Here is a 23,692-nt window from a genome sequence, read left to right on the forward strand (position 1 = left end):
TCCCCCTTGCCTGCGCGTACCGTCACGGAGCCGCACGGGCGTCGGACCTTCGGCCACGCTCTTCGGGCGGCACCCCTCTCCCGCCACGATACGACGCCTACCCGGGCCCTGCCGCTCAGGTGCCGACCGGGCCCGCGCCTCGGACGGGGGCCGCCGCGCCCCCGCGCGAGGGCGCCCACGTCTGCTCGGGGTGAGGGCGCCCCGGCGCCCCCGCGTGCTCAGGTGAGGGCCAGCGTGTACGAGATCGCCGCGGCGGCCGACGCGACCGCGCGGACGTGGTTCCATCTCGTCCACCCGCGCACGTACGAGCGCCAGCGCACGGCGGCCTCCGGGCCGGCCGGGTCCGTTTTCAGCAGCGCGTCGTTGCGCGGGACGTTCGCGACGACCGTCACCCCGAACGACCCGAACAGATACAGAGCGCTGCCGAGCAGCAGCTCCACCGTCCCGTCCTCGGGCAGCAGCACGAAGGTGACCACACCGAGCACGGCACACAGCCCGGCCGCCCCGACGAACAGCAGCATGAACGCCGGGCGGACCGCGGACTTGTTGATCGCGTTCATCGCCGCCACCCCCTGTGCGGGCGGCAGCTCGGCAAGCCCCCGCATCACGAAGGCCGAGAACCCGTAGAACACCCCCGCCACCAAACCGCAGCCGAGCACCCCCAGCACCGTCAGCACGAGATACGGCCCATCGATCATGACAACCCCCGTGTCGTCGTTCCCCGAAGCCAAAGATCCTGCACGGCGCCTCCCGTCCCCACAAGTGAAATCCCTCGCGGCGACCGCGACCATGGCCGAGGTGCCCGGACACATGCGCGACCGTCCACGAGTCGCCCACGGGCCGCCCACGGGCCGGTGACCGTTGCCGCGCCCGCCGCCGTGCCCGTCGCCGCGCATGGTGGCGCGCACGCGGCGGAGGCCACCCGTCACGCACCCGCCGTGAGCTGGTCGCGCCACCCCTGGAGCCGTGCCTCCACGGCGGGCGCGATCCGCCGTCGCGCCTCGTGCCGCGGCACGCCACTCATCAGCAGCTGGTCGTACGGTGTGTCCACATGCCGTACGGACGCCCGGACCGCCGAGGCCACCGCTCCCTCGGACAGCGCGCGGCCCGCCGCACTGCGCCCCACCCGTCCGCTCCCGCGCACCGAGGCGTGCGTGGCGATCTCCCGCGCCCGCTCGGCCGGACAGCCGGGGAACAGCCGGCGTATCTCCCACCCGAACGCGTCCGTGAACCGCTGGTCCTCGGCCTCCCTCCGCCGCGCGTCCCGCGCACGGCGCCGCCGCCGTGCCTCGGTGTCCTCCAGGCACCACTCCTCGGCCCGGGCGAGCGCCGCCTCCTCGACGAGCACGCCCTGCCGCTCGTAGCGGCTCTGTCGCCGGTTGAACCGCACCACCACCGCCGACAGCGTGCTTCCCTCCCGTGATCTCCGCGTCAGCGCGGTGTCGCCGCGCGGCAGGAACACCAGATGCCCCAGGTCCGCGCAGTCCACGCAGCGCGGCGTTCCCTCCTCCAGCACCAGCAGTGCCAGCGGTCCGGTCCGGCACTCGGCGCAGTGCCGTTTCCTGAGCGGCTGGATGACGAGAAGTCCGCCGCGGGACGCAGGAGTCGCGATCGGTGCCATATGCAGTTCATTCCCCGGCTCGCCCCGGGACCCACGCCACGGCCGGTCGTCTCTGCCGCAGGCCGTCGGCCCCGGGCCGGCCCGCTCACGCCGTCCGGTCCGCCTCCCCGGGCCCGCGAGTGCGATGCCCGGGCACGGCATCATGGGCCTGTGCGACTCGAAGCGATCACCTGGGAACGGCTCGGCGACCTCCTTGCCGAGCGCCTGCTCGACCTGAAGCCCGACGACGGCGGTCCCTGGCCGCGGATCGCCTTCGACGGAGCCCCGGCCGCCCGCCCCGGCGACCTCGCACATCGTGTCTCCGAGGCGCTTCGCATACGCGGCCGGTCCTCGCTGGTCGTCGGCGCCCAGGACTTCCTGCGGCCCGCGTCGCTCCGGTTCGAGTACGGCCACGAGGACGTCGACGCGTACTACGACGGCTGGTTCGACACCGGCGCCCTGTGGCGCGAGGTCTTCGGTCCCCTCGACCCGGGCGGGAACGGCCGCGTCCTGCCCGACCTCTGGGACCCGGCCACCGACCGCGCCACCCGCAGCTCCCGCGTCCAACTCCCGCCGGGCGGGCTGCTCCTGCTCCATGGCCCCTTCCTGCTGCGGCACTGGTTCCCGTTCGACCTGAGCGTCCATGTCCTCCTCTCCCCGGGTGCCCTGAGCCGCCGTACGCCGGAGTCCGAGCACTGGACCCTCCCCGCCTTCCAGCGGTACGAGACGGAGGTGGCGCCGGGCACCGCGGCCGATGTGCTGGTCCGCGCGGACGATCCGCGCCACCCGGCCTGGAACGGCTGACGGCACGGCCGGCGGCGCCTTGGCGGTGCCGGTTCACCCGCCCGCGTGGAGCGCCTGCGACGACCCTCCCGGCGAGGACCTCCGGGTGCACATCGCCCGGGACGCGACAAGAATGAGGGCGCCGGGACTAGCGGTGTGTTCCGCGCCGCGCCGGCCGTCCGGCACCGGGAGGTACTTCATGACCACTGCCGGAGACATCATGCACCGTGGTGCCCAGTGGATTCCCGCCCACGAGACCCTTGACCGCGCCGCTCAGCTGATGCGCGAACTGAACGTGGGCGCGTTGCCCATCAGTGACGAGAACGAACGGCTCTGCGGCATCCTCACGGACCGCGACATCGTCATCGGCTGCGTGGCCATGGGCCGCGATCCGGCCCGGATCACCGCGGGCGAGATGGCCCAGGGCACCCCGCGCTGGATCGAGTCGGAGGCCGACGTGGGCGAGGTGCTCCAGGAGATGAAGGGGCACCAGATCCGCCGGCTCCCCGTGATCGAGAACAAACGCCTGGTCGGCATGATCAGCGAAGCCGATCTCGCCCAGCATCTGACGGATGATCAGCTGGCGGGCTGGGTCGAGAGCGTCTACGCGACGAGCATGACCCGCTGACCCTACGGAGTGTTCCCGTCACGCTTCTCGTCCGGTCGGCCGTGCCGGGCGGGAGGCGTGTCAGAGCCAGCCGTTGCGCCGGAACCCGCGGTAGAGGACCAGGCAGCCCACGGTGATCACGCCTATGACGAGGGGGTAGCCGAACCGCCAGTGCAGCTCCGGCATGTTGTCGAAGTTCATGCCGTACACCCCGCAGACCATCGTCGGAACGGCGATGACCGCCGCCCATGCCGTGATCTTCCGCATGTCCTCGTTCTGCGCCACGGTGACCTGTGCCAGATGCGCCTGAAGGATCGAGTTGAGCAGTTCGTCGAACGCGGCTATCTGCTCGGTGACCCTGATCAGATGGTCGGAGACGTCCCGGAAGTACGCCTGTATCTCCGGATCGACCACACGGATCGGCCGGGTGGCGAGCTCCTGGACGGGGCGGGCGAGCGGGACCACGGCACGCTTCAGCTCCAGCAGCTCACGCTTGAGCTGGTAGATGCGGCCCGCGTCGGCCCGCGCGCCGTTCTCGGCGAACACATCGGCCTCGACCGCGTCGATGTCCTCCTGGACCGAGTCCGTGACATGTACGTAGTCGTCGACCACGTGGTCCGCGATCGCGTGCAGGACCGCGGCCGGGCCCTTGGCGAGCTGGCGATGGTCGGCCTCCAGCTCCTCGCGCAGCGGGCCCAGGGAGCCGTGCCGTCCGTGTCGCACGGTGATCACGAAGTCGGCGCCGACGAAGACCATGATCTCGCCCGTGTGCACCACCTCGCTCGTCGCCGTCAGTTCTTTGTGCTCGACGTAACAGACGGTCTTGAACACCGCGAACAGCGTCTCGCCGTACCGCTCGAGCTTCGGGCGCTGGTGAGCCTCCACCGCGTCCTCGACGGCCAGCGGGTGCAGGTCGAAGAGGTCGGCGATGCCGGCGAACTCCCGGTCGGTCGGCTCGTGCAGTCCGAGCCAGACGAAGCCCTCGTCGCTCTTGCGGATGCGCTCCACGGTGTCGACCAGGTCGCGGCCGCCCGGAACCCTGACGCCGTCCCGGTAGGCCACGCAGTTCACCACCGCGGAGCCCAGTGGGGACCGGGCGGGGTGACTCAGGTCGACGCGGACGCGCCCCCTGGCCAATCGCGCCACCTTGCGCAGGCCGCCGACCCTGCCGAGGCTCGTGACCTTCCGCAGATTCCCTGCCATGGACATCAGGACCCCCTTGCGTGGATCTTCCCGCGCCGCACTCCGCGCCTTCGTCCGCCAGTCTGCCAGGCACGTCCGATCTCCGGAAAAGCCTGTGGGAACGGAATCTTCCGCTTCGCTTTCGGGAGATCGGGAAGCGTCGTCGATTCCGGACAAGGGGGTCAACTGGGATGATCCCTGCATGACGCGAACCGACGAGTATCTCCTCGACAACCAGCAGACCGAGGCGGGACAGCGCTTCGAGGCATTCGCCACCCTCTTCGACCCCACGACGTTCCGGCACATCGAACGCCTCGGCATCGGGCCCGGCTGGCGCTGCTGGGAGGTCGGGGCGGGCGGCACGTCGGTGGTGTCCTGGCTCGCCAAGAAGGTCGGCCCGACCGGAAAGATCGTCGCGACCGACATCGACACGTCCTGGGCTGCCGCGGCGGCCCGGACGCCGGTCGAGGTCCGGGTGCACGACGTGGCCGCGGAGGAACCGCCGGGGGAGGGCTTCGACCTCGTGCACGCGCGACTCGTCCTGGTCCATGTGCCGGACAAGGAGCGGGCGTTGCGATCGATGATCAAGGCGCTGCGGCCCGGCGGCCGGCTTCTCGTCGAGGACGCCGACCCGGCGCTGCAGCCCCTGCTCTGCCCCGACGAGCACGGCCCCGAGCAGCAACTCGCCAACCGGCTGCGCCAGGGCTTCCGCAAGCTGCTCGCCGAGCGCGGCGCCGACCTCGCCTACGGCCGCAGACTCCCGGGCCTGCTGCGTGAGGCGGGGCTGCGTGAGGTGGAGGCCGACGCGTACTTCCCCGTCACCTCGCCCGCCTGCGCCGCCCTCGAGACCGCGACGGTCCGGCAGATCGGGCAGCAACTCGTCACCGCGGGCCTCGCCACTCCCGAGGACATCGAGCGTCACCTGGCCAACGTGGCCACCGGTTCGATGGATCTGGCGACGGCGCCCATGATCTCGGCGTGGGGGCGTAAACAGGCTGCGCGCGTGGGAGCTACCGAGGGCTTGCCCGCGTGAGAGGCCACCGGGCCGGGAGCGCCGCTTCCGGCCTCCCTCCGACCCGCTCCACCGCCATCGCTCCCGCCTCGCACCCGCCCACCGCCGCCGCCTCGGGTTCGGCGCCCGCGAGCAGGGCGGCGAGGAACGCGCCGGTGAAGGCGTCACCTGCGCCCGTGGTGTCCCGGGCGGTCGCGGGCGCCGCCGGAACGTGTGCCCGCACGGTGCCCGAGCGGGCCACGAGCGCGCCGTCGCCGCCCAGTTTCGCGACGACCAGCGGAACGCGACGGCTCAACTCGGCGGCGGCGTCCGCCGGATCGGACAGACCGGTCAGCAGGCACGCCTCGTCGCGGCTGGGCAGCAGCAGATCGACGTCCTCGGCGAGCGCGAGGAAACGGTCCACGCCCAGTTTCGCGAGGAAGCCCGCCGACGCCGGGTCCAGACTGACCGGTACACCCCGCGCGCGTGCCGACTCCAGGGCCGCCGAGGCCAACGCCCGGCTCGGTTCGGAGAAGAACAGATAGCCCGACAGATGCAGCCGCGCGACTCCGTCGAGCAGCGTGGACGACCAGTCGCCGGGTTCGAGCCGCAACGAGGCCCCGCTGTCCGTGAGGAACGTCCGCTCGGCCGAGGCGCCCTGGTCCACCAGACAGATCACCGTCCCGGTCGGCGCCTCGGGATCGACGACGAGCAGGGGGCGTACACCGCAGGCCGACAGCTCGCGTTCGTGCCAGGCGGCGGCATCCGCCCCCACCCGGCCGAGCAGCCGTACGTCCGGACAGCCCCGATGGGCCGCCCAGCAGGCGACGTTGGCGCCGGCCCCGCCCGGCAGCGTGCGGACCGCGGCGGCCGTGTCGGTGCCCGCCGCGAGCGGCCCTCGATGCCGGACGACCACGTCCGTGATCACATCACCGACGACGAGCAGCGCCCCGGGCACATCCGGGTACGGTCCCGCGCCCTGCCCCTCCCTGCTCCGCGTACGTCTCCCCGCACCGGCCGTGCCGGACTCTCCGGACTCGCTGGACTCGCCGGACCGGTCGGCTCGGGGGAGGCGGTCGGCACGGCCGGCTCGCGCGTCGGGCCGAGCGGCGCCGTCGGGACGGTCGGCATACCGGCCCAGGCCGCCGCGATCCGTCCCGCTCACGCTCCGGCCCAGGCCGCCGCGATCCGTCCCGCTCACGCTCCGGCCCGGGTCGCCGTGATCCGTCCCGCTCACGCTCCGGCCCAGGCCGCCGCGATCCGTCCCGCGAGTCGTACGTTGCCCCGCACCGCCGCCAGATTGGCGCCGAGCGACGCACCGTCGGTGTGGCGCACCAGATGGTCGAGCAGGAACGGCGTCACCGCCTGTCCGCTCACGCCCTCGGCCTCGCACGCCTGCAGCGCGTCGGCGAGCACGCGCGCGTGGAGCGCCGGATCGAGCTGCTCCTCCTCAGGAACGGGGTTCGCGACGATCAGCGCCGATTCCGGTCCGTCCAGCGCGTCCTGCGCGCGCATGACATCCGCCACCTGACCGGGAGAACCCAGCGTCCAGTCCACGGGATGGCCCGAGTCGGACAGATAGAAGCCGGGGAAGCGATCGGTGCCGTACCCGGCCACCGCGACGCCCAGCGTCTCCAGCCGCTGCAAGGTCGCCGGCACGTCGAGGATCGACTTCACGCCCGCGCACACCACCGTGATCCGGGTACGCGCCAGCAGGCCCAGGTCCGCCGACTCGTCCTGCGTCGCGGTCCACTCCCGGTGCACACCGCCGAGGCCACCCGTCGCGAACACCCGTACGCCCGCGAGGGCGGCCAGCAGCGCCGTCGCGGACACGGTCGTCGCCCCGCTCGCGCCCGTCGCCACCGCGAGCGGCAGATCGCGGTGCCCGAGCTTGCGGATGCCGTCCTCGTTCGCGACCCGCTCCAACTGCTCCTTGTCCAGTCCGACATGGGGACGCCCGTCCAGCACGGCGATCGTCGCGGGTACGGCACCCTCCCGCCGTACGACGTCCTCCAGTTCCAGCGCGACCTGCAGATTGCGCGGACGCGGCAGCCCGTGCGCGATGATCGTCGACTCCAGGGCCACCACCGGCCGGCGCGCGTCGAGCGCCTCCCGCACCTCTTCGGACACCACGATCACGCGCCTGCCTCCTGTCTGTCGCCTTTCCTCATCTCTGGCGGGCGGCGCGCCCGGTCAAACCCTTGCGAGCCGCGGCACACGGCACCAGCCTGGGGGCATGACGGACAACTCGCCACGTCTCGACCATGTCGTTCTCTGGGTACGCGATCCGGTCGCGTCGGCCGACTTCTATGAGAGGTCGGTCGGCCTGGAGCCCCTGAGGGTCACCGAATACGCCGAGGGAAAGGAGTCGTTCCCCTCCGTGCGCCTCAACGAGGAGACCATTTTCGACCTCGCGCCGCTCCCCCTGGCGGCGTACATGAACATGGTCCCCGGGGGCGCGGACAGCGCCGGCCACCCCGTCAACCACGTGTGCCTGTCACTGGGAGCGGACGACTTCGACGCCTTGCGGACGCGCCTGGAGGAGGGGGCCGTCCCCGTCTCGGGCTTCTCCTACGACGCGTTCGGCGCCCGCGGCATGGCCAAGCGCAGCTTCTACTTCCGCGACCCGGACGGGAACGTCTTCGAGGCGCGGCACTACGAGTAGATCGGAAAACGGGAAAAGGGGGAGGGGTGCTTCCCGGACCCGGGGAAGCACCCCTCCCGCACGCCCCGGGTCAGACAGGCCGTACGCCGGCCAGTGCCCCGTGCGGATCGAGCACGTACTTGCGGCCGGCGCCCTGGTCGAACTCGGCGTAGCCGCGCGGCGCGTCCTCCAGGCCGATCACGGTCGCGTTGACCGCCTTGGCGATGTGCACCCGTTCGTGCAGGATCGCCTGCATCAGCCCCCGGTGGTACCGCATCACCGGGCACTGCCCCGTGCTGAGGCGATGACTCTTCGCCCACCCCAGACCGAGCCGCACCTTCAACGTTCCGGTCCGCGCGTCCTGGTCGATCCCGCCGGGGTCGTCCGTGACGTACAGACCGGGGATGCCCAGCGCTCCACCCGCGCGGGTGATGCCCATCAGCGAGTTGAGGACGGTCGCGGGTGCCTCCTCGGCGTCGGGGCCGTGTGCGCGTGCCTCGAAGCCGACCGCGTCGACGGCCGCGTCGACCTCGGGCTCGCCGAGGATCTGCGCGATCTGGTCCTCCACCGGGCCCGCGGAGACGTCCACCGTCTCGCACCCGAAGCTCCGGGCCTGGGCGAGGCGTTCGGCGTTGAGGTCTCCGACGATGACGACGGCGGCGCCCAGGAGCTGCGCCGACGCGGCCGCCGCCAGACCGACCGGGCCCGCCCCGGCGACGTACACCGTCGAACCGACCCCGGCGCCCGCGGTGACCGCGCCGTGGAATCCGGTCGGGAAGATGTCGGACAGCATGGTCAGGTCGAGGAGCTTCTCGCGCGCCTGGTCGCGGTCGGGGAACCTCAGCAGGTTGAAGTCCGCGTACGGGACCATGGCGTACTGGGCCTGGCCTCCGACCCAGCCGCCCATGTCGACATAACCGTAGGCGGCGCCCGGCCGGGCCGGGTTCACGTTCAGGCAGATGCCGGTCCTGCGTTCCTTGCAGTTGCGGCACCGGCCGCAGGCGATGTTGAACGGTACCGAGACGATGTCCCCGACCTCGATGAACTCGACGTCCGGACCGCGTTCCAGTACCTCTCCGGTGATTTCGTGTCCGAGGACCAGCCCCTCGGGCGCGGTCGTACGGCCGCGCACCATGTGCTGGTCACTGCCACAGATGTTGCTGGCGAGCACCTTGAGGATGACTCCGTGCCGGCACTTGCGGCCGACGTTCTCGGTGGCCACTCCCGGCCCGTCCTGCAGTTCAAGCGTCGGATGGTCGATGGTCCTGACCTCGACCGCACCCGGCTTGAGATATGCGACTGCCCTGTTTCCGCTCTCGCTCATGCGTGATCGCCGTCCCTTCGGCCCCCGTGTCTTCGGATGCCAGCGGCTGTGCGCAGGGCGGAGTCTGCTCCCGGTCACGCGTTCCGACCACCCTCCGCGCGACGCTTTTCTCGAATGCGCCTAGGGTGACCGCTCATGACCGAGAACAGCCGGGCCACCCCGTCCTTCACCGTCCACGTTCCCGACGCCGAGCTCGAGCCGGAGCCGCTCGACACGGACCAGATCGTCTCCGGCAGCCCGGTCGTGACCGGCAAGGTGCTGTGGGAGTCGGCCGACGGCAAGCAGTCGCGCGGCATCTGGCAGATGACCCCCGGCGTGGTGACCGACACCGAGGCGAACGAGCTGTTCGTCGTCGTCAGCGGCCGCGCCACGATCGAGATCGAGGGTGGCGGTCCCCTCGAGGTGGGTCCGGGTGACGCGGCGATCCTGCGCGAGGGCGACCGTACGACGTGGACCGTGCACGAGACGCTCCGCAAGGCGTATCACATCAATCTGTAGCCGCCGGCCTCTTCGGGCCCGGCGCCAGGTGCCCAACGCCAGGTGCCCGGCGTCCGGCCGACCGCACCCCGTCCCGGACTCCTGAGCCCCCGTCCCTAACTCAGGGCCGTGGGCTTCTGGCCCGCGGTGTCCTGGAGGCCCTCCGGGGACCGGTCGTGCCTTCCACGGGTGAACAGCGCCAGCCCGCCCAGCGGGAGCAGCAGACACGCGGCGACGAGGTTCAACCACGCGTAACTCGCCTCGGCGACGATGAGCCCGGCGGTCGCCCCGCCCACACCTGCCGCCGTGTTCATGGTCAGGTCGGAGACCCCCTGCGCGGCGGCCCGCGCGGCCTGGGGCACGGAGTCCGTGAGGAGCGCCGACCCGGACACCAGTCCGGACGACCAGCCCAGGCCCAGGAGGAAGAGGCCCGCGGCGGTCTGTCCGTGGCTGCCGCCCGCTGTGCCCGCGAGCAGTGCCGCGCAGGCGAGCAGGCCCCCGGCGAGCGCTGTCCCGGAGAGACGCCCGTAGCGGTCCGAGAGCCGTCCCATGAGGGGTGAGAACGCGTACATGCCCGCGATGTGCGCGCTGATCACCAGCCCGATCAGATCGATGCTCGCCCCGTGGTGCCCCAGGTCGACGGGGGTCATCGACATGATCGAGACCATCGCGGTGTGCGACACGGCCACGGTCACGAGCGCCAGCCGGGCCCGTGGCGAGGCGGCGACGGCGGCGAAACCGGCGCGGATCGACCGCGCGTCGGCGGACCGCTCCCCGGCCGGCGCGAGCGCTCGGGCGGTCAGCAGCGGATCGGGCCGCAGCAGGACGGCCACCAGCAGCGCCGAGAGCAGGAAGACCCCGGCCGCCCAGAGGAACGGCCCGGCCGCCTGCGGTATCCCGAGCCCGGACACGCTGCGGCCCGCGGGCGCGGCGATGTTGGGCCCGAGCACGGCTCCGATCGTGGTGGCCCACACCACGTTCGAGATGGCGCGGGCCCGCCGCCGCGGTTCGGCCAGATCGGCGGCCGCGAACCGCGCCTGGAGGTTCGCCGACGAGGCCGCGCCGAACCCCGCCATGCCGAGCAGCAGCAGGGGGAAGCTCCCGACGCGCGCGGCGACCACGACGAGGCAGGCCCCCGACGCACCGATGAGATACGCGAGGACGAGCCCCGGCCGACGCCCGCGCGCGGTCATCAGCGCGGCCAGCGGCACGGAGAGCAACGCCGTGCCGGTGACCGTCGCGGTGGGCGCGAGACCCGACAGCGACTCGGTCCCGCTGACCTGCTTGGCCAGTACGGTGGCGAGCGCGATGCCGGTGGCGACACCGAGCCCGCCGAGGATCTGGCCCGCGATCAGTACGGCGGTGATACGGCGCCGCAGCGCCGGTATCCCCTCGATGTCCACGGGCACGGCGGCCTGCCGTCCGACGGCGGTCACCGCGAATTCCCGGACATCGAACAAGCGGAACGAGCCGGGCAGGCGGAAGCGGAGCGGGCTGATACCGGACACGCGACAGCGGGGAATGCCGGCACGGGGCGTGCGGATGCGGTGGAACGGGCTCGGGTCACCGGCGCAGTGTCCATTCCGCGCCGTGTGCGAACAAGAGGGAGCACGCGGGGGTGGCTCGCCGGCTGCCTCCGCGGGCGCCGGCACCCCGCCGGGCGGGCGGCGGTTTCAGGAGGACCGTTCGGGACACCGTTCGAGGCCGCCGTTCCCGGTCTTCGTTCCCGGTCTCCGTTCCTGGCCCCGCTTCAGAACAGCGGTTCCGGCAGCACGCCTTCCAGCGCCAGCAGCCGCCGCTTCGTCTCCAGTCCGCCCCCGAACCCTCCGATGCCGCCGTCGCTCTCCACCACCCGGTGACACGGAACGACGACCGGCAGCGGGTTCGAGCCCATCGCCACGCCGACCGCCTGCGCCGCGCCGGGCTGCCCCACCCGCCGGGCGAGGTCGCCGTAGCCCACGACCGCGCCGTAGGCGACGCCGGACTCCAGCTCACGCAGCACCTGGCGGTTGAACCCGGAGATGAGCGACCAGTCCAGTGGCAGCTCGAAGTCACGTCGCTCACCCGCGAAGTAGGCCCCGACCTGGCGTATCACTTCCGCCAGGATAGGCGATGCCGGTGCCTCGACCGGCTCGGTGCCCAGGCGCGCGGCGAGCCGCTCGAGCGCCCTGTCGCGGACCGCGTCCGTGGCGTGGAACACCACGTTCACCAGGCCGTCGTCCGTGGCCGCCAGCAGCAGCGGACCGATGTCCGTGCCGACGACGCTCCACACGACCCGATGCTCGTCCTGCCCATGGCTGTTCATGAGATCCACCGTACGACGCGCCACTGACAACGCCCGTGGCCCGCCCGTGGTCTCCGGGCGCGGCACGGGTACCGGTCGGCGTCCGTGCCGCGCCCCACGGCCCCCGGGAGGCCGTTCAGCTCTCCTGCAGCGCGCTGCGGACCACATCGGGCTTGTTCGTGATGACGCCGTCCACGCCGTAGCCCGCCAGGCGCCGGGCAGTGTCCGCGTCGTCGACGGTCCAGACGAAGACCCGCATCGACCTACCGTGCGGCCCCTTGAAGGCATGGACGGTGTAGACGTAACCGGAGGTGAGGGAGGCGCTGTCCGGGTTGATCAGGTCGGCGAACCGCGCGTACTCGCGCAACTGTGCGTACGTCGGCTTGCCCAGGAAGGCCGTCGTGATCCCGGGACGCAGATCGTGGACCGTTCGCACGCTCCGCGCGCTGAAGCTCTGGACGACCAGCCGGTGCCGCAGGTGTTCCGGGTCGAGCCAGCCCTCGTTGCTCAGCAGCTTGAGGGTCTCCCGCTCGATGCCCGGATAGAGGTCGGGGTTCTTGATCTCCAGGACGAGCTTCTGGTGGTTGTGCGAGACCCGCCGCATGTACTGGCGCAGCGTCGGCACGCGCGTACCGACGTACCGACGGCCGTACCAGCTGCCCGCGTCGAGGCGCGCGACCTCCGCGGCGGTGAAGTCCTTCACCTTCCAGGGAGCCCGGTGCGGATAGACCTTCTCGACATCGGTCGTACGCGCCAGTGTGGCGTCGTGGAGGACGACGAGCTCGCCGTCCTTGGTGCGCTGGACGTCGTTCTCGACCCAGTCGAAACCCATCGCGGCGGCCTTGTCGATGGAGGCCAGAGTGTTCTCGGGCGCGTGGGCGGAGGCGCCGCGGTGCGCGACGATCACGACGCCGCCGTCCGGGGAGCCGGCCCGCGTGTGGGGAGCGGGCAGTATCGAGGCGGTGCCCCCGAGAAGCACGGTGCCCCCGAGAATGGCTGTGGTCGTGGCGGCGGCCACGCGCGCGTGCATACGTACTCCTCGCGTCGGTCGATCACGTACGGCTCAAGAGTGACAGCAGAGAGTGAGACGCGGGGGAGGTGTGCCGGGCGCGGATCGAATGGAGTTGACCAAGTCCGCTCACCGGCAACGCACAAGTGCGGTGAGATCGTGATTCTTTGCCGGAACATCGTTCGACCATTCCGGTGGGGGTCATACTCTCTGCCTCACCCCCGGCCGTTGACGCGGCCTGGAGTGTGGGGGCGTTTCTGGGATTTCCGGTGCAAAAGGGCGGGAAGGACAGCCGTACATGCAGGGCACGATCGACGGCTTCAGCTACGGACTCGTCACACCGGTGGTGGCGTTCGTCATGGCCTGCCTGGGTGGAGCGCTCGGCCTTCGGTGCACCACCAGATCGATGCTCGCCACCCGTTCCTGGCGGGCCGGCTGGCTCGCCCTCGGCTCGGCCGCGATCGGTTCCGGCATCTGGACCATGCACTTCATCGCCATGATGGGGTTCTCGGTCGACGAGACCCCGATCCACTACGACAGGCCCACGATGTTCGCGAGCCTGGGCGTGGCCGTCGTCATGGTCGGCGTCGGGATCTTCATCGTGGGCTACCGCGGCGCCACCGGGACGGCACTGTTCACCGGGGGCACCCTCACCGGTCTCGGAATCGCCTCGATGCACTATCTGGGCATGGCCGGCATGCGCCTGAACGGGAAGCTGGAGTACAACACCCTCACCGTCTCCGCCTCGGTCGTCATAGCCGTCGTCGCCGCGATCACCGCGCTGTGGGCTGCGGGCCAGGTCCGGGGATTCCTCTGGAGCGTGGGTGCCAGCCTCGTCATGGGGCTGGCTGTCAGCGGCATGCACTACACGGGTATGGCCGCCCTCAGCGTCCATCTCCACCACACCTCCAGCACCCCCGCGGGTGATTCGGCCACCTCCTTGCTCGCGCCCATGATGATCGGCCCGCTGGTCTTCCTCTGCCTGGCCGGCGCCGTCGTGCTGTTCGACCCCCTGATCGTGACGGGCAAGCCGGACCGGCCCCCCGTGGAACGCATACCCGGCATTCCGGCCCAACCCGGCCGTCTCTCCTCCGGTCACCGACCGCGGCGGTACCCCGGCCACGACCGTGCGCACCGGAGCGTACGCACCCCGCAGAGCCGGTGATCGGGCCCCGTTGTCAGTGCGGGGTCGTACGGTGGAACCCATGCGGCCCGTATCAAAGATCGAACGTTCGGTGGCGCCCTTCGAGGTCGTCAGTTCCTACCAGCCGAGCGGTGACCAGCCGGCGGCCATCGCCGAGCTGGAGAAGCGCGTCCGCGCGGGTGAGAAGGACGTCGTCCTGCTGGGCGCGACGGGCACCGGCAAGTCCGCCACCACCGCGTGGATGATCGAGAAGCTCCAGCGCCCCACGCTCGTCATGGCACCGAACAAGACGCTGGCCGCCCAGCTGGCCAACGAGTTCCGCGAGCTGCTCCCGAACAACGCGGTCGAGTACTTCGTCTCGTACTACGACTACTACCAGCCCGAGGCCTACGTCCCCCAGTCGGACACCTACATCGAGAAGGACTCCTCGATCAACGAGGAGGTCGAGCGGCTGCGCCACTCCGCGACCAACTCGCTGCTCACCCGACGCGACGTCGTGGTGGTCGCCTCGGTCTCCTGCATCTACGGCCTCGGCACGCCGCAGGAATACGTCGACCGGATGGTCAGCCTCAAGGTCGGCGACGAGATCGACCGCGACGACCTGCTGCGCCGCTTCGTCGACATCCAGTACACCCGTAACGACGTGGCGTTCGCCCGGGGCACCTTCCGGGTCCGCGGCGACACCATCGAGATCTTCCCGGTCTACGAGGAGCTCGCCGTCCGCATCGAGATGTTCGGCGACGAGATCGAGGCGCTCTCCACGCTGCACCCGCTCACCGGCGAGGTCATCAGCGACGACGAGCAGATCTACGTGTTCCCGGCGACCCACTACGTGGCGGGTCCCGAGCGCATGGAGCGCGCCGTCAACGACATCGAGAAGGAGCTGGGCGAGCGTCTCCCCGAGCTGGAGAAGCAGGGCAAGCTCCTGGAAGCCCAGCGGCTGCGCATGCGCACCACGTACGACCTCGAGATGCTGCGCCAGATCGGCTCCTGCTCCGGCGTGGAGAACTACTCGATGCACTTCGACGGACGTGAGCCCGGCTCCCCGCCGAACACGCTCATCGACTACTTCCCGGACGACTTCCTGCTCGTCATCGACGAGTCGCACAACACGGTGCCGCAGATCGGTGCCATGTACGAAGGCGACGCCTCCCGCAAGCGCACGCTCGTCGACCACGGCTTCCGGCTGCCCTCCGCCCTGGACAACCGCCCCCTGAAGTGGGAGGAGTTCCAGGAGCGCATCGGACAGACCGTCTATCTGTCGGCGACACCGGGCAAGTACGAGCTCTCCCGCGCGGACGGCTACGTCGAACAGATCATCCGGCCCACCGGTCTGATCGACCCCGAGGTCGTCGTCAAACCCACCGAGGGCCAGATCGACGACCTGGTGCACGAGATCCGCGAGCGCACCGAGAAGGACGAACGCGTCCTGGTCACCACGCTCACCAAGAAGATGGCCGAGGACCTCACCGACTACTTCCTGGAACTCGGCATCCAGGTGCGCTATCTGCACAGCGACGTCGACACGCTGCGCCGGGTCGAGCTGCTGCGTGAGCTGCGCGCCGGCGAGTTCGACGTCCTGGTCGGCATCAACCTGCTGCGAGAGGGCCTCGACCTGCCCGAGGTGTCCCTGGTGTCGATCCTCGACGCCGACAAGGAGGGCTTCCTGCGCTCGGGCACCTCCCTGATCCAGACCATCGGCCGCGCGGCGCGCAACGTCTCCGGCCAGGTCCACATGTACGCCGACCGGATCACCCCGGCGATGGAGAAGGCCATCGACGAGACCAACCGGCGCCGCGAGAAGCAGGTCGCGTACAACGAGGAGAGGGGCATCGACCCGCAGCCCCTCCGCAAGAAGATCAACGACATCGTGGCGCAGATCGCCCGCGAGGACGTCGACACGGAGCAGCTGCTCGGCTCGGGCTACCGCAAGGGGAAGGACGGCAAGGGAGCCAAGGCCCCGGTGCCCTCGCTCGGTGGCAAGGCGGCCAAGTCCGCCAAGAGCGCCGCGAAGACCCCGACCGACCGCCCCGCGGCCGAGCTCGCCGAGCAGATCGAGGAGCTGACGGAGCGCATGCGGGCCGCCGCGGCGGACCTCCAGTTCGAGATCGCGGCCCGACTGCGCGACGAGGTGTCGGAGATGAAGAAGGAACTGCGTCAGATGAGGGAAGCGGGCCTGGCCTGACGCCCCTTCGACCGCGCCGGACCCCGGCGGATGCTCGCTGTGTTGCAAGACCGACACAAAGCGCGCCGCGGGGTTCGGCACTGTCGGTGGCGCTGCGTAGGGTTCTGGTCATCCGTGGATTCCGCGGCAACAGGGGACAGCTCGAGAGGGGATCAGCGCGTGACGGTCAACATGACCAAGGGTCAGGCCATCAGTCTGCAGAAGAACGACGGGGGCACCCTCACCGCGGTGCGCATGGGGCTCGGCTGGCAGGCGGCACCCCGGCGCGGCCTGTTCGGCTCGCGCACCCGGGAGATCGACCTCGACGCCTCGGCGGTGCTGTTCGCCGACAAGCAGCCGGTCGACGTGGTGTTCTTCCGTCACCTCGTCAGCGACGACGGCTCCGTGCGGCACACCGGTGACAATGTGGTCGGCGGAGTGGGTCAGGGCGGGGACGACGAGGCGATCCTCGTCGACCTGCAGCGCCTCCCCGTCCACATCGACCAGATCGTCTTCACCGTGAACTCCTTCACGGGCCAGACGTTCCAGGAGGTGCAGAACGCGTTCTGCCGTCTGGTCGACGAGACCAACGGCCAGGAGCTCGCCCGCTACACGCTCGCGGGAGGCGGCCAGTACACCGCCCAGATCATGGCGAAGGTGCACCGCTCCGGCCCGGGCTGGCAGATGACGGCCCTCGGCACTCCGGCCAACGGCCGTACCTTCCAGGACCTGATGCCCGCGATCCTGCCGCACCTGTAGGCAGCCCGACCGCAGACACGAAGCGACACAGGGGGACAAGGCGATGACGGCCGAGCTGGTCCGGGGGCAGAACCACGCGCTCTCCCAGGTCCGTCTTGAGGTCCGTGTATCGGCCGGCCGGCCGCTCGTGGCCGGTGCCACGCTCAGCGACGAGCAGGGCAGGGTCCGGGGCGTCGAATGGGTGGCGCACCCGGGCGCGCCCACCCTTCCCGGGCTCGAGGTCTCCAAGCAGGCGGCGGCCGACCACCGCCTGGCGTTCGATCTCGACGCCCTGCCAGGGACCGTGCACCGGGTCAGCGTGCTGCTCGCGCTGCCGACCGGCGTCGGTCCGGTGCGGTTCGGCGCCGTGGCCGCCCCCTTCGTCGCCGTGACCGGACTCGACGGCTCCGAGGTCGCGAGCTACACCATCACGGGCCTGGACACCGAGTCGGCCGTCGTCGCCCTGGAGCTCTACCGCAGACAGGGCGCCTGGAAGGTGCGCGCGGTCGGCCAGGGGTACGCGGGCGGGCTCGCCGAACTCCTCACCGACCAGGGACTGCTCGAGGCGCGACGGCTCGCGGACAGCATCAACGAGGCGGTGGCACAGGGGCTGGCCCGCTCGGTGTCGGCGCCCCCGCCCCGTACCCCGGACGCGGACCGCTCACGGCAGGCGGCCGCCTCGGCACCGGGGCCGGATCAGCCGTACGCCGGACCGCAGGGCGCCTCAGGGGCCGTACCGCCGCTCCAGCCTCCGTCCTCGTCCCCGTACGACGCGCCCGGCGGTCAGGGAGCCGCCGTGCCGCGGCCGGGGTACCAGGGCGGCGGCCCCGCCCAGACCGATCCCTCCGCGGTCCCCCAGCCGTCCGCTGCCGCCGCCGGCCCGGTCGACTACAGCCATCCCGGCCGGCAGACCTCGGCGCCGCCCCCGCCTCCGCCGACCGCACCGTCGGGCCCGCCCGGACAGCCCGTGCGGCCCGTGCGGCCCGTCGCGGGCGACGCGACCGGCTGGTCGATGGAGGAGCGCCTCTACAACCAGGTGTGGGGGATGTTCGAGGACCTGGCGCGGACCACGGCCGCCTACCGCAGCGCGGTCGACTTCGCCGACTCGCGCATGGAGCAGGAACTCGACAAGGCCCTGTCCGACCCGCGCAGCCGGATCGGCGGCCAGGGCGACGCCGCCCGCGAGGCCGCCCAGGCCAAGCACGCCGACCTGGTCGACCAGGCCCGCGCGGCGCTCGACCGGGACCTCGCCCAGCTCGCCGCCGAGGCGGACGTCGTCGAGCCCGCGCTGCCCGCGGCGTACGCACGCTGGGACAACCCGGTCTGGCACGGCTACCGGGTGCCCATGGAGATCCCCATGGCCGTGCGCCTCGGCGACCTCCATCTGCCCGAGAGCGCGGAGCTGAGCATTCCGATGCTGGTCCGGCTCCCGCTGGAGCGCGGTCTGTGGATCGACAGCGGACGAGCCACTCTCGAGGAGGCGCTCGTCGATTCCGACGAGCCGCGCCGGCTCGCGATGGACACGGCGGTGGCGAACGCCGCGCGGCTGCTCGCCGTCTATCCCGCGGGCGAGTTCACGGTGCACGTCATCGACCCGGCCGGTTCCGCGGCGTCGTCCCTCGCACCGCTGGTGCGCTCCGGGGTGCTGGACGGTCCGCCCGCCGCCGGCGCCACAGGTGTGGCCGACGTCCTGGCCCGGCTCACCCAGCGTGTGGACCTGGTGCAGATGGCGGTGCGCGGCGGAGCCGCCGACTCGTTGCCGCCCGGCCTCGACACCGCGGAGCAGTTGCTGATCGTCAACGACTTCCCGCACGGCTTCGACGACCGCGCCGTGACCCAGCTGCGCTATCTCGCGGACGAGGGACCGGCCGTCGGTGTCCATCTCATGCTGGTGGCCGACCGGGAGGACGCCGCCGGCTACGGACCCCTGCTGGACCCTTTGTGGCGTGCGCTGCTGCGGCTCACGCCGGTGCCCGACGATCACCTCGCCGACCCGTGGGTCGGTCACGCCTGGACGTACGAGCCCGCGCTCGTCCCGTCGGGCAGCCAGGTGCTCCAGCAGGTGCTCTCCCAGGTCGCGGCGGCCCGCCGCCCGTGGAACCGCTGACCCTTCGAAGCGCTTCACCAAGTATCAGTAAAGAGCCCTGACCAGCCAACTTGGCATTTCTTTTACTTTTCCCTTTACCTTTACTTGGCAATTCGGGTACTCTCGTTCTCACGGAGGGGAGTACTCCCTACCTGCTGCGGCGTACCCGTCAATACGGATCTGGCCAGATCCCGGGGCGCCGGCCCGTGACCGGAAGGCGCACCACGCGCCCCACCGGACACGGGTGGAAGAGACCTCCGGTAGCGACGACGCTGAAATCTGCCGTTACGTACTGCCGGAGGCGCAGTGGATGTTTCCTTGACCCTTTGGGTCCTCACGATCCTGGGCCTTGCCGCCCTCATCGCGGTCGACTTCTTCATCGGCCGCAAACCGCACGACGTATCGATCAAGGAAGCCGGAATCTGGACGCTCGTCTGGATCGCTCTGGCCGGACTGTTCGGACTGGGGCTGCTCGTCTTCTCCGGCGGCCAGCCGGCCGGCGAGTTCTTCGCGGGCTTCATCACCGAGAAGTCGCTGAGCGTGGACAACCTCTTCGTCTTCGTCCTGATCATGGCGAAGTTCGCGGTGCCCTCGCAGTACCAGCAGCGCGTGCTCCTCGTCGGTGTGCTCATAGCGCTCGTCCTGCGCGCGATCTTCATCGCCGCGGGCGCCGCGATCATCGCCAACTTCGCGTGGGTCTTCTACATCTTCGGCGCGTTCCTCATCTACACGGCCTGGAAGCTGATCCAGGAGGCCCGTGCCGACGAGGACGAGGAGGAGTTCGAGGAGAACCGCCTGCTCAAGGCCGCGGAGAAGCGCTTCGGCGTGGCCGACCGCTACCACGACACCAAGCTGTGGATCCGGCAGAACGGCAAGCGCGTCATGACGCCGATGCTGGTCGTGATGCTCGCGATCGGCACCACGGACGTCCTCTTCGCGCTGGACTCCATCCCCGCGATCTTCGGCCTGACCCAGGACCCGTACATCGTCTTCACGGCCAACGCGTTCGCGCTGATGGGTCTGCGTCAGCTGTACTTCCTCATCGGCGGTCTGCTGAAGAAGCTGGTCCACCTCTCCTACGGCCTGTCGGTCATCCTCGGGTTCATCGGCGTCAAGCTCGTGCTGCACGCGCTCCACGAGTCCGGCGTCCACGTCCCCGAGATATCCATCCCGGTCTCGCTCGGCGTCATCTGCGCGGTCCTGGTCGTCACGACGATCACCAGCCTGACGGCCACCAGGAAGCAGGCGGCGCGGGAGGACTCCGAGGGCGCTCGGAAGGACAGCGTCGACGTCTGACCCTGTCGGGCGCGGGAACGAGCGCCTCGGGAGGGTTGCGCGGTGGGCTGCCGCGCCTCCCTCCCGGGGCTTCCGTCGCCGCGGGCGGCGCGCCATCGGAATGCGGGGGCAGCCCCCGCCTGCGACGATCACTGCATGATCGTTCCGATCCGGTCGCTCCTGACACGGTGGACGGCCGTCGTGCCGGTGGTCGCGGTGGTCCTGCTCGTCCTCACCTGGGGGCGGGACCTGCCCGGCGCGATGGTCGCGCTGGTGACCGTGGTCCTCGCCGGCGCGGTGCTGGCAGCCGTCCACCACGCGGAGGTCGTGGCGCACCGGGTCGGTGAACCCTTCGGCTCTCTCGTTCTCGCCGTCGCCGTCACGATCATCGAGGTGGCATTGATCGTCACTCTGATGGCGGACGGCGGCGCCAAGAGCTCGACCCTCGCCCGCGACACGGTGTTCGCCGCCGTGATGATCACCTGCAACGGCATCGTCGGAGTGTGTCTGCTCGTCGCCTCCCTGCGCCACGGGCTCGCCGTCTTCAACGCCGAGGGCACCGGCGCGGCCCTCGCGACCGTCGCGACGCTCGCCACACTCAGCCTGGTCTTCCCGACCTTCACCACCAGCAAGCCGGGCCCCGAGTTCTCCACGGCCCAGCTCACCTTCGCCGCGCTCGCCTCTCTCGTCCTGTACGGCCTGTTCGTGACGACCCAGACCGTGCGGCACCGCGACTACTTCCTCCCGGTCACCCGCCAGGGCCGCGTGATCGACGTGGACGACCACGCGGACGCCCCGTCCGCCCGCGCCGCGAGGATGAGCCTGGCGCTGCTCGCCCTCGCGCTCGTGGGCGTGGTCGGTCTCGCCAAGGGCGTCTCGCCCACCATCGAGTCCGGTGTCGAGGCGGCCGGCATGCCGCAGTCCGTGGTCGGCGTGATCATCGCACTGCTCGTGCTGCTCCCCGAGACGATCGCCGCGCTCCGGTCGGCCCGTCGCGACCGCGTGCAGACCAGTCTCAACCTGGCCCTCGGCTCCGCGATGGCCAGCATCGGCCTGACGATTCCCGCGGTCGCGCTGGCGTCCGTCTGGCTCTCCGGGCCGCTTGTCCTCGGCCTCGGCCCCACCCACATGGTGCTGCTCGTGCTGACGGTGGTCGTGAGTTCCCTGACGGTCGTCCCGGGACGCGCCACGCCTCTCCAGGGAGGCGTCCATCTGGTGCTGTTCGCCGCGTACCTGGAGCTGGCGGTCACCCCTTGACCGGTACCCGCAGACCCCGACGCCCGGTGACCGAGGCCCGGTGACCGGTGTTCAGTCGGTGACGGCCGACACGGCCAGACGGGGCACCGGCCGGGTCTCCGGCAGCAGCGCGAAGCACCCCAGGCTGAGCAGCGCGACCCCCGTCAGATACGCGGCCACGCCCCAGGGGACCCGTTCTCCCTCGGCCACCGCCGTCGCGACGATCGGCGTGAGCGCGCCCCCGAGGACCCCGCCCAGGTTGTAGCCCACGGCCGCTCCCGTGCAGCGCACCCGGGGCTCGTACAACTCCGGAAGATACGCGGCGATCACGGCGAACATCGTGATGAAGGCGAGCAGCGCGACCAGGAACCCGAGGAACATCAGCAGGGGTTCGCCGGTCGACAGCAGCGCGATCATCGGGAACATCCACAGTGCGGCGGCCGTGCACCCCGCCAGGCACAGCGGCCGCCGTCCGTAACGGTCGCCGAGCAGTGCGACCACGGGCGTAAGGGAGCCCTTCACCACCACGGCCGCCATGATGCAGGCCAGCATGACGGTACGGCTCACACCCAGCCGCTCGACACCGTAGGCGAGCGCCCAGGTCGTCACCGCGTAGAAGACCGCGTAGCCGACCGCGAGCCCGCCGGCCGTCAGCAGCACGAGCCGCCAGTGATCGCGCGCCACCTCGACGATCGGCGCGCGCGAGTGGTCGCGCACCTCCAGGAACCGCGGACTCTCCGGTAGCGAGCCGCGCAGCCACAGCCCCGCCGCCGCGAGCACGCCCGAGGCCCAGAACGGCACCCGCCACCCCCAGTCGGCGAACTGCGCGTCGGACAGTGCCGCCGACAGCACCAGCATCACGCCGTTGGCCAGCACGAACCCCAGTGAGGGACCCATCTGAGGGAAGCTGGACCACAGCCCGCGACGCTCGGCGGGCGCGTGCTCGGCGGTCAGCAGTACCGCCCCGCCCCACTCCCCGCCGAGCCCGAGCCCCTGCAGGAACCGCAGTACGAGAAGGAGCGCGGGAGCGGCCGCGCCGAGGGTGTCGTACGTGGGTACGCAGCCGACCGCGACCGTCGCCGCGCCGGTCAGCAGCAACGAGGCGACGAGCACCGGCCGCCGACCGCGCCGGTCCCCGATGTGCCCGAACAGCACCGAGCCGAGAGGGCGGGCGACGAACCCGACGCCGAAAGTCGCGAAGGCCGCGAGTGTTCCCGCCAGCGGCGAGAAGGTGGGGAAGAAGAGTGGCCCGAGGACGAGCGCGGCAGCGGTCCCGTAGACGAAGAAGTCGTAGAACTCGATGGCCGTCCCGACCAGCGAGGCGGCCGCGAGCCTGAGCATGGAGGGCGCCCTTACGGTGCGTACGTCGTGCATGCCGCGTCAACTACCCACAGTGACCAACGGTTACGGGGGGCGTGCGGAAGCGCGGGGTGTGTCAGCAGGTGACGGTGATGCGCCGGGGCGGGGCCGTCGACACGGATCGCTCCCCCCGGGTGACGACCGGTCGGGGATCGTCGTGCCGCGGGTCCGAGTGGACGCCGATCGTGGCGCCGGGAGCGTAGCCATGAGGGGATCGCATGGACGGTCGTGGAGGGGTCGCACCGTGATAGACCGGGTTCCGAGCAGCGGTCCTCGACGGGCCGGCAGACCTGGAAGGACCGGAGGAACCGTGCCCCGCACCCTCGCCACCGCCCCGATCATGATTCTCAACGGGCCCAATCTGAACCTCCTCGGGCAGCGTCAGCCGGAGATCTACGGTTCCGACACGCTCGCCGACGTCGAGGGCCTGTGCGCCAAGGCCGCGGCCGCGCACGGCGGCACGGTGGACTTCCGCCAGTCCAACCACGAGGGCGAACTGGTCGACTGGATCCACGAGGCGCGGCAGAGCCACGCCGGGATCGTGATCAACCCGGCCGCCTACTCGCACACCTCCGTCGCGATCCTGGACGCGCTCAACACCTGTGACGGTCTGCCGGTGGTGGAGGTCCACATCTCCAACATCCACCAGCGCGAGGAGTTCCGGCACCACTCGTACGTCTCGCTGCGGGCCGACGGGGTCATCGCCGGATGCGGTGTGCAGGGCTACGTCTTCGCGGTGGAGCGGGTCGCGGCGCTGGCCGGAACGGGGAAGACGGAAGCCTGACCGGC

At 71.1% G+C, this 23,692-nt stretch carries 22 protein-coding genes; 12 read left to right on the plus strand and 10 right to left on the minus strand.

Going from position 1 to position 23,692, the window contains the following annotated elements:
- Positions 1–218: 218 nt before the first annotated feature.
- Both ACFVTC_RS05810 and ACFVTC_RS05815 read right to left on the minus strand, forming a co-directional pair.
- Positions 219–698, minus strand: coding sequence for a DUF1772 domain-containing protein (locus tag ACFVTC_RS05810; RefSeq protein WP_390124292.1), 480 nt, complete (start codon positions 696–698; stop codon positions 219–221).
- A gap of 227 nt (positions 699–925) precedes the next feature.
- Complete coding sequence (locus ACFVTC_RS05815) at positions 926–1,621, minus strand: DUF2293 domain-containing protein (RefSeq protein WP_390124295.1); 696 nt, start codon at positions 1,619–1,621, stop codon at positions 926–928.
- A gap of 150 nt (positions 1,622–1,771) precedes the next feature.
- Between ACFVTC_RS05815 and ACFVTC_RS05820 the strand changes: the two genes are divergently transcribed.
- Positions 1,772–2,404, plus strand: coding sequence for a uridine kinase (locus ACFVTC_RS05820; RefSeq protein WP_390124297.1), 633 nt, complete (start codon positions 1,772–1,774; stop codon positions 2,402–2,404).
- A gap of 178 nt (positions 2,405–2,582) precedes the next feature.
- On the plus strand, positions 2,583–3,011 hold the full coding sequence (locus ACFVTC_RS05825) for a CBS domain-containing protein (protein ID WP_168527592.1): 429 nt from the start codon (positions 2,583–2,585) through the stop codon (positions 3,009–3,011).
- A 60-nt stretch (positions 3,012–3,071) separates the two neighbouring features.
- Here ACFVTC_RS05825 and corA read toward each other — a convergent pair whose 3' ends face one another.
- Positions 3,072–4,199 carry a magnesium/cobalt transporter CorA gene (gene corA, locus ACFVTC_RS05830; RefSeq protein ID WP_390124299.1) on the minus strand — a complete coding sequence of 376 codons (1,128 nt, stop codon included), beginning with the start codon at positions 4,197–4,199 and terminating at the stop codon, positions 3,072–3,074.
- Positions 4,200–4,374: 175 nt separating this feature from the next.
- Here corA and ACFVTC_RS05835 point away from each other — a divergent pair, with 175 nt between their 5' ends.
- A complete protein-coding gene (locus ACFVTC_RS05835) occupies positions 4,375–5,205 on the plus strand; it encodes a methyltransferase (protein WP_390124301.1) in 831 nt (276 codons plus the stop codon).
- Here the strand turns inward: ACFVTC_RS05835 and ACFVTC_RS05840 are convergent.
- Positions 5,183–6,121, minus strand: a complete 939-nt coding sequence (locus ACFVTC_RS05840) for a carbohydrate kinase family protein (protein ID WP_390124303.1) — start codon at positions 6,119–6,121, stop codon at positions 5,183–5,185. The genes ACFVTC_RS05835 and ACFVTC_RS05840 overlap by 23 nt on opposite strands.
- A 275-nt stretch (positions 6,122–6,396) precedes the next feature.
- A complete protein-coding gene (locus ACFVTC_RS05845; RefSeq protein WP_390124305.1) occupies positions 6,397–7,302 on the minus strand; it encodes a pseudouridine-5'-phosphate glycosidase in 906 nt (301 codons plus the stop codon).
- 97 nt (positions 7,303–7,399) lie between these two features.
- On the opposite strand from ACFVTC_RS05845, the gene ACFVTC_RS05850 reads away from it, so the two are divergent.
- On the plus strand, positions 7,400–7,828 hold the full coding sequence (locus tag ACFVTC_RS05850; protein WP_390124307.1) for a VOC family protein: 429 nt from the start codon (positions 7,400–7,402) through the stop codon (positions 7,826–7,828).
- A 70-nt stretch (positions 7,829–7,898) separates the two neighbouring features.
- Here ACFVTC_RS05850 and fdhA read toward each other — a convergent pair whose 3' ends face one another.
- On the minus strand, positions 7,899–9,131 hold the full coding sequence (gene fdhA / locus ACFVTC_RS05855; protein ID WP_390124309.1) for a formaldehyde dehydrogenase, glutathione-independent: 1,233 nt from the start codon (positions 9,129–9,131) through the stop codon (positions 7,899–7,901).
- 135 nt (positions 9,132–9,266) lie between these two features.
- Here fdhA and ACFVTC_RS05860 point away from each other — a divergent pair, with 135 nt between their 5' ends.
- The gene (locus ACFVTC_RS05860) at positions 9,267–9,629 is read left to right on the plus strand and encodes a cupin domain-containing protein (RefSeq protein ID WP_390124311.1); all 363 of its coding nucleotides are present in this window, start codon (positions 9,267–9,269) and stop codon (positions 9,627–9,629) included.
- A 95-nt stretch (positions 9,630–9,724) separates the two neighbouring features.
- Here the strand turns inward: ACFVTC_RS05860 and ACFVTC_RS05865 are convergent, their stop codons facing one another.
- The 3 genes from ACFVTC_RS05865 to ACFVTC_RS05875 form a co-directional block, all read right to left on the minus strand.
- Positions 9,725–11,044 (minus strand): MFS transporter, encoded by a 1,320-nt coding sequence (locus tag ACFVTC_RS05865; RefSeq protein WP_390124313.1) that lies wholly within the window; start codon positions 11,042–11,044, stop codon positions 9,725–9,727.
- Between the two features lie 314 nt (positions 11,045–11,358).
- Positions 11,359–11,913, minus strand: a complete 555-nt coding sequence (locus ACFVTC_RS05870) for a methylated-DNA--[protein]-cysteine S-methyltransferase (RefSeq protein WP_390124314.1) — start codon at positions 11,911–11,913, stop codon at positions 11,359–11,361.
- A gap of 115 nt (positions 11,914–12,028) precedes the next feature.
- Entirely contained in the window at positions 12,029–12,922 is an 894-nt protein-coding gene (locus tag ACFVTC_RS05875) for a glycerophosphodiester phosphodiesterase (RefSeq protein WP_390124316.1), read from the minus strand.
- A gap of 277 nt (positions 12,923–13,199) precedes the next feature.
- On the opposite strand from ACFVTC_RS05875, the gene ACFVTC_RS05880 reads away from it, so the two are divergent.
- From ACFVTC_RS05880 to ACFVTC_RS05905, 6 genes are all read left to right on the plus strand, one after another.
- Complete coding sequence (locus ACFVTC_RS05880) at positions 13,200–14,066, plus strand: MHYT domain-containing protein (protein WP_390124318.1); 867 nt, start codon at positions 13,200–13,202, stop codon at positions 14,064–14,066.
- A 40-nt stretch (positions 14,067–14,106) separates the two neighbouring features.
- The gene (uvrB, locus tag ACFVTC_RS05885) at positions 14,107–16,230 is read left to right on the plus strand and encodes an excinuclease ABC subunit UvrB (protein ID WP_390124320.1); all 2,124 of its coding nucleotides are present in this window, start codon (positions 14,107–14,109) and stop codon (positions 16,228–16,230) included.
- A 159-nt stretch (positions 16,231–16,389) separates the two neighbouring features.
- Positions 16,390–16,968 carry a TerD family protein gene (locus ACFVTC_RS05890; protein ID WP_351718665.1) on the plus strand — a complete coding sequence of 193 codons (579 nt, stop codon included), beginning with the start codon at positions 16,390–16,392 and terminating at the stop codon, positions 16,966–16,968.
- A 43-nt stretch (positions 16,969–17,011) separates the two neighbouring features.
- On the plus strand, positions 17,012–19,054 hold the full coding sequence (locus tag ACFVTC_RS05895) for a TerD family protein (RefSeq protein ID WP_390124322.1): 2,043 nt from the start codon (positions 17,012–17,014) through the stop codon (positions 19,052–19,054).
- A gap of 285 nt (positions 19,055–19,339) precedes the next feature.
- Positions 19,340–20,329 (plus strand): TerC/Alx family metal homeostasis membrane protein, encoded by a 990-nt coding sequence (locus ACFVTC_RS05900; RefSeq protein WP_390124324.1) that lies wholly within the window; start codon positions 19,340–19,342, stop codon positions 20,327–20,329.
- Positions 20,330–20,464: 135 nt separating this feature from the next.
- Positions 20,465–21,565, plus strand: a complete 1,101-nt coding sequence (locus ACFVTC_RS05905) for a calcium:proton antiporter (protein ID WP_390124326.1) — start codon at positions 20,465–20,467, stop codon at positions 21,563–21,565.
- A 51-nt stretch (positions 21,566–21,616) separates the two neighbouring features.
- Here ACFVTC_RS05905 and ACFVTC_RS05910 read toward each other — a convergent pair whose 3' ends face one another.
- Positions 21,617–22,918: an MFS transporter gene (locus tag ACFVTC_RS05910; RefSeq protein WP_390124328.1), complete on the minus strand. Its 1,302-nt coding sequence runs from the start codon at positions 22,916–22,918 to the stop codon at positions 21,617–21,619.
- A 295-nt stretch (positions 22,919–23,213) separates the two neighbouring features.
- Between ACFVTC_RS05910 and aroQ the strand changes: the two genes are divergently transcribed.
- Complete coding sequence (gene aroQ, locus ACFVTC_RS05915) at positions 23,214–23,687, plus strand: type II 3-dehydroquinate dehydratase (RefSeq protein WP_390124330.1); 474 nt, start codon at positions 23,214–23,216, stop codon at positions 23,685–23,687.
- Positions 23,688–23,692: the final 5 nt, after the last annotated feature.

Origin of the sequence: Streptomyces sp. NPDC057950 (assembly GCF_042887295.1) — a bacterium.
In the GTDB taxonomy this organism is placed as follows: Bacteria; Actinomycetota; Actinomycetes; order Streptomycetales; family Streptomycetaceae; genus Streptomyces; species Streptomyces kaempferi.

Coding starts and splice junctions, on each gene's coding strand:
- ACFVTC_RS05810 (WP_390124292.1), bottom strand. CDS start 698: ATGATCGATGGGCCGTATCTCGTGCTGACGGTGCTGGGGGTGCTCGGC.
- ACFVTC_RS05815 (WP_390124295.1), bottom strand. CDS start 1,621: ATGGCACCGATCGCGACTCCTGCGTCCCGCGGCGGACTTCTCGTCATC.
- ACFVTC_RS05825 (WP_168527592.1), top strand. CDS start 2,583: ATGACCACTGCCGGAGACATCATGCACCGTGGTGCCCAGTGGATTCCC.
- corA (WP_390124299.1), bottom strand. CDS start 4,199: ATGTCCATGGCAGGGAATCTGCGGAAGGTCACGAGCCTCGGCAGGGTC.
- ACFVTC_RS05835 (WP_390124301.1), top strand. CDS start 4,375: ATGACGCGAACCGACGAGTATCTCCTCGACAACCAGCAGACCGAGGCG.
- ACFVTC_RS05850 (WP_390124307.1), top strand. CDS start 7,400: ATGACGGACAACTCGCCACGTCTCGACCATGTCGTTCTCTGGGTACGC.
- fdhA (WP_390124309.1), bottom strand. CDS start 9,131: ATGAGCGAGAGCGGAAACAGGGCAGTCGCATATCTCAAGCCGGGTGCG.
- ACFVTC_RS05860 (WP_390124311.1), top strand. CDS start 9,267: ATGACCGAGAACAGCCGGGCCACCCCGTCCTTCACCGTCCACGTTCCC.
- ACFVTC_RS05870 (WP_390124314.1), bottom strand. CDS start 11,913: ATGAACAGCCATGGGCAGGACGAGCATCGGGTCGTGTGGAGCGTCGTC.
- ACFVTC_RS05875 (WP_390124316.1), bottom strand. CDS start 12,922: ATGCACGCGCGCGTGGCCGCCGCCACGACCACAGCCATTCTCGGGGGC.
- ACFVTC_RS05880 (WP_390124318.1), top strand. CDS start 13,200: ATGCAGGGCACGATCGACGGCTTCAGCTACGGACTCGTCACACCGGTG.
- uvrB (WP_390124320.1), top strand. CDS start 14,107: ATGCGGCCCGTATCAAAGATCGAACGTTCGGTGGCGCCCTTCGAGGTC.
- ACFVTC_RS05895 (WP_390124322.1), top strand. CDS start 17,012: ATGACGGCCGAGCTGGTCCGGGGGCAGAACCACGCGCTCTCCCAGGTC.
- ACFVTC_RS05905 (WP_390124326.1), top strand. CDS start 20,465: ATGATCGTTCCGATCCGGTCGCTCCTGACACGGTGGACGGCCGTCGTG.
- ACFVTC_RS05910 (WP_390124328.1), bottom strand. CDS start 22,918: ATGCACGACGTACGCACCGTAAGGGCGCCCTCCATGCTCAGGCTCGCG.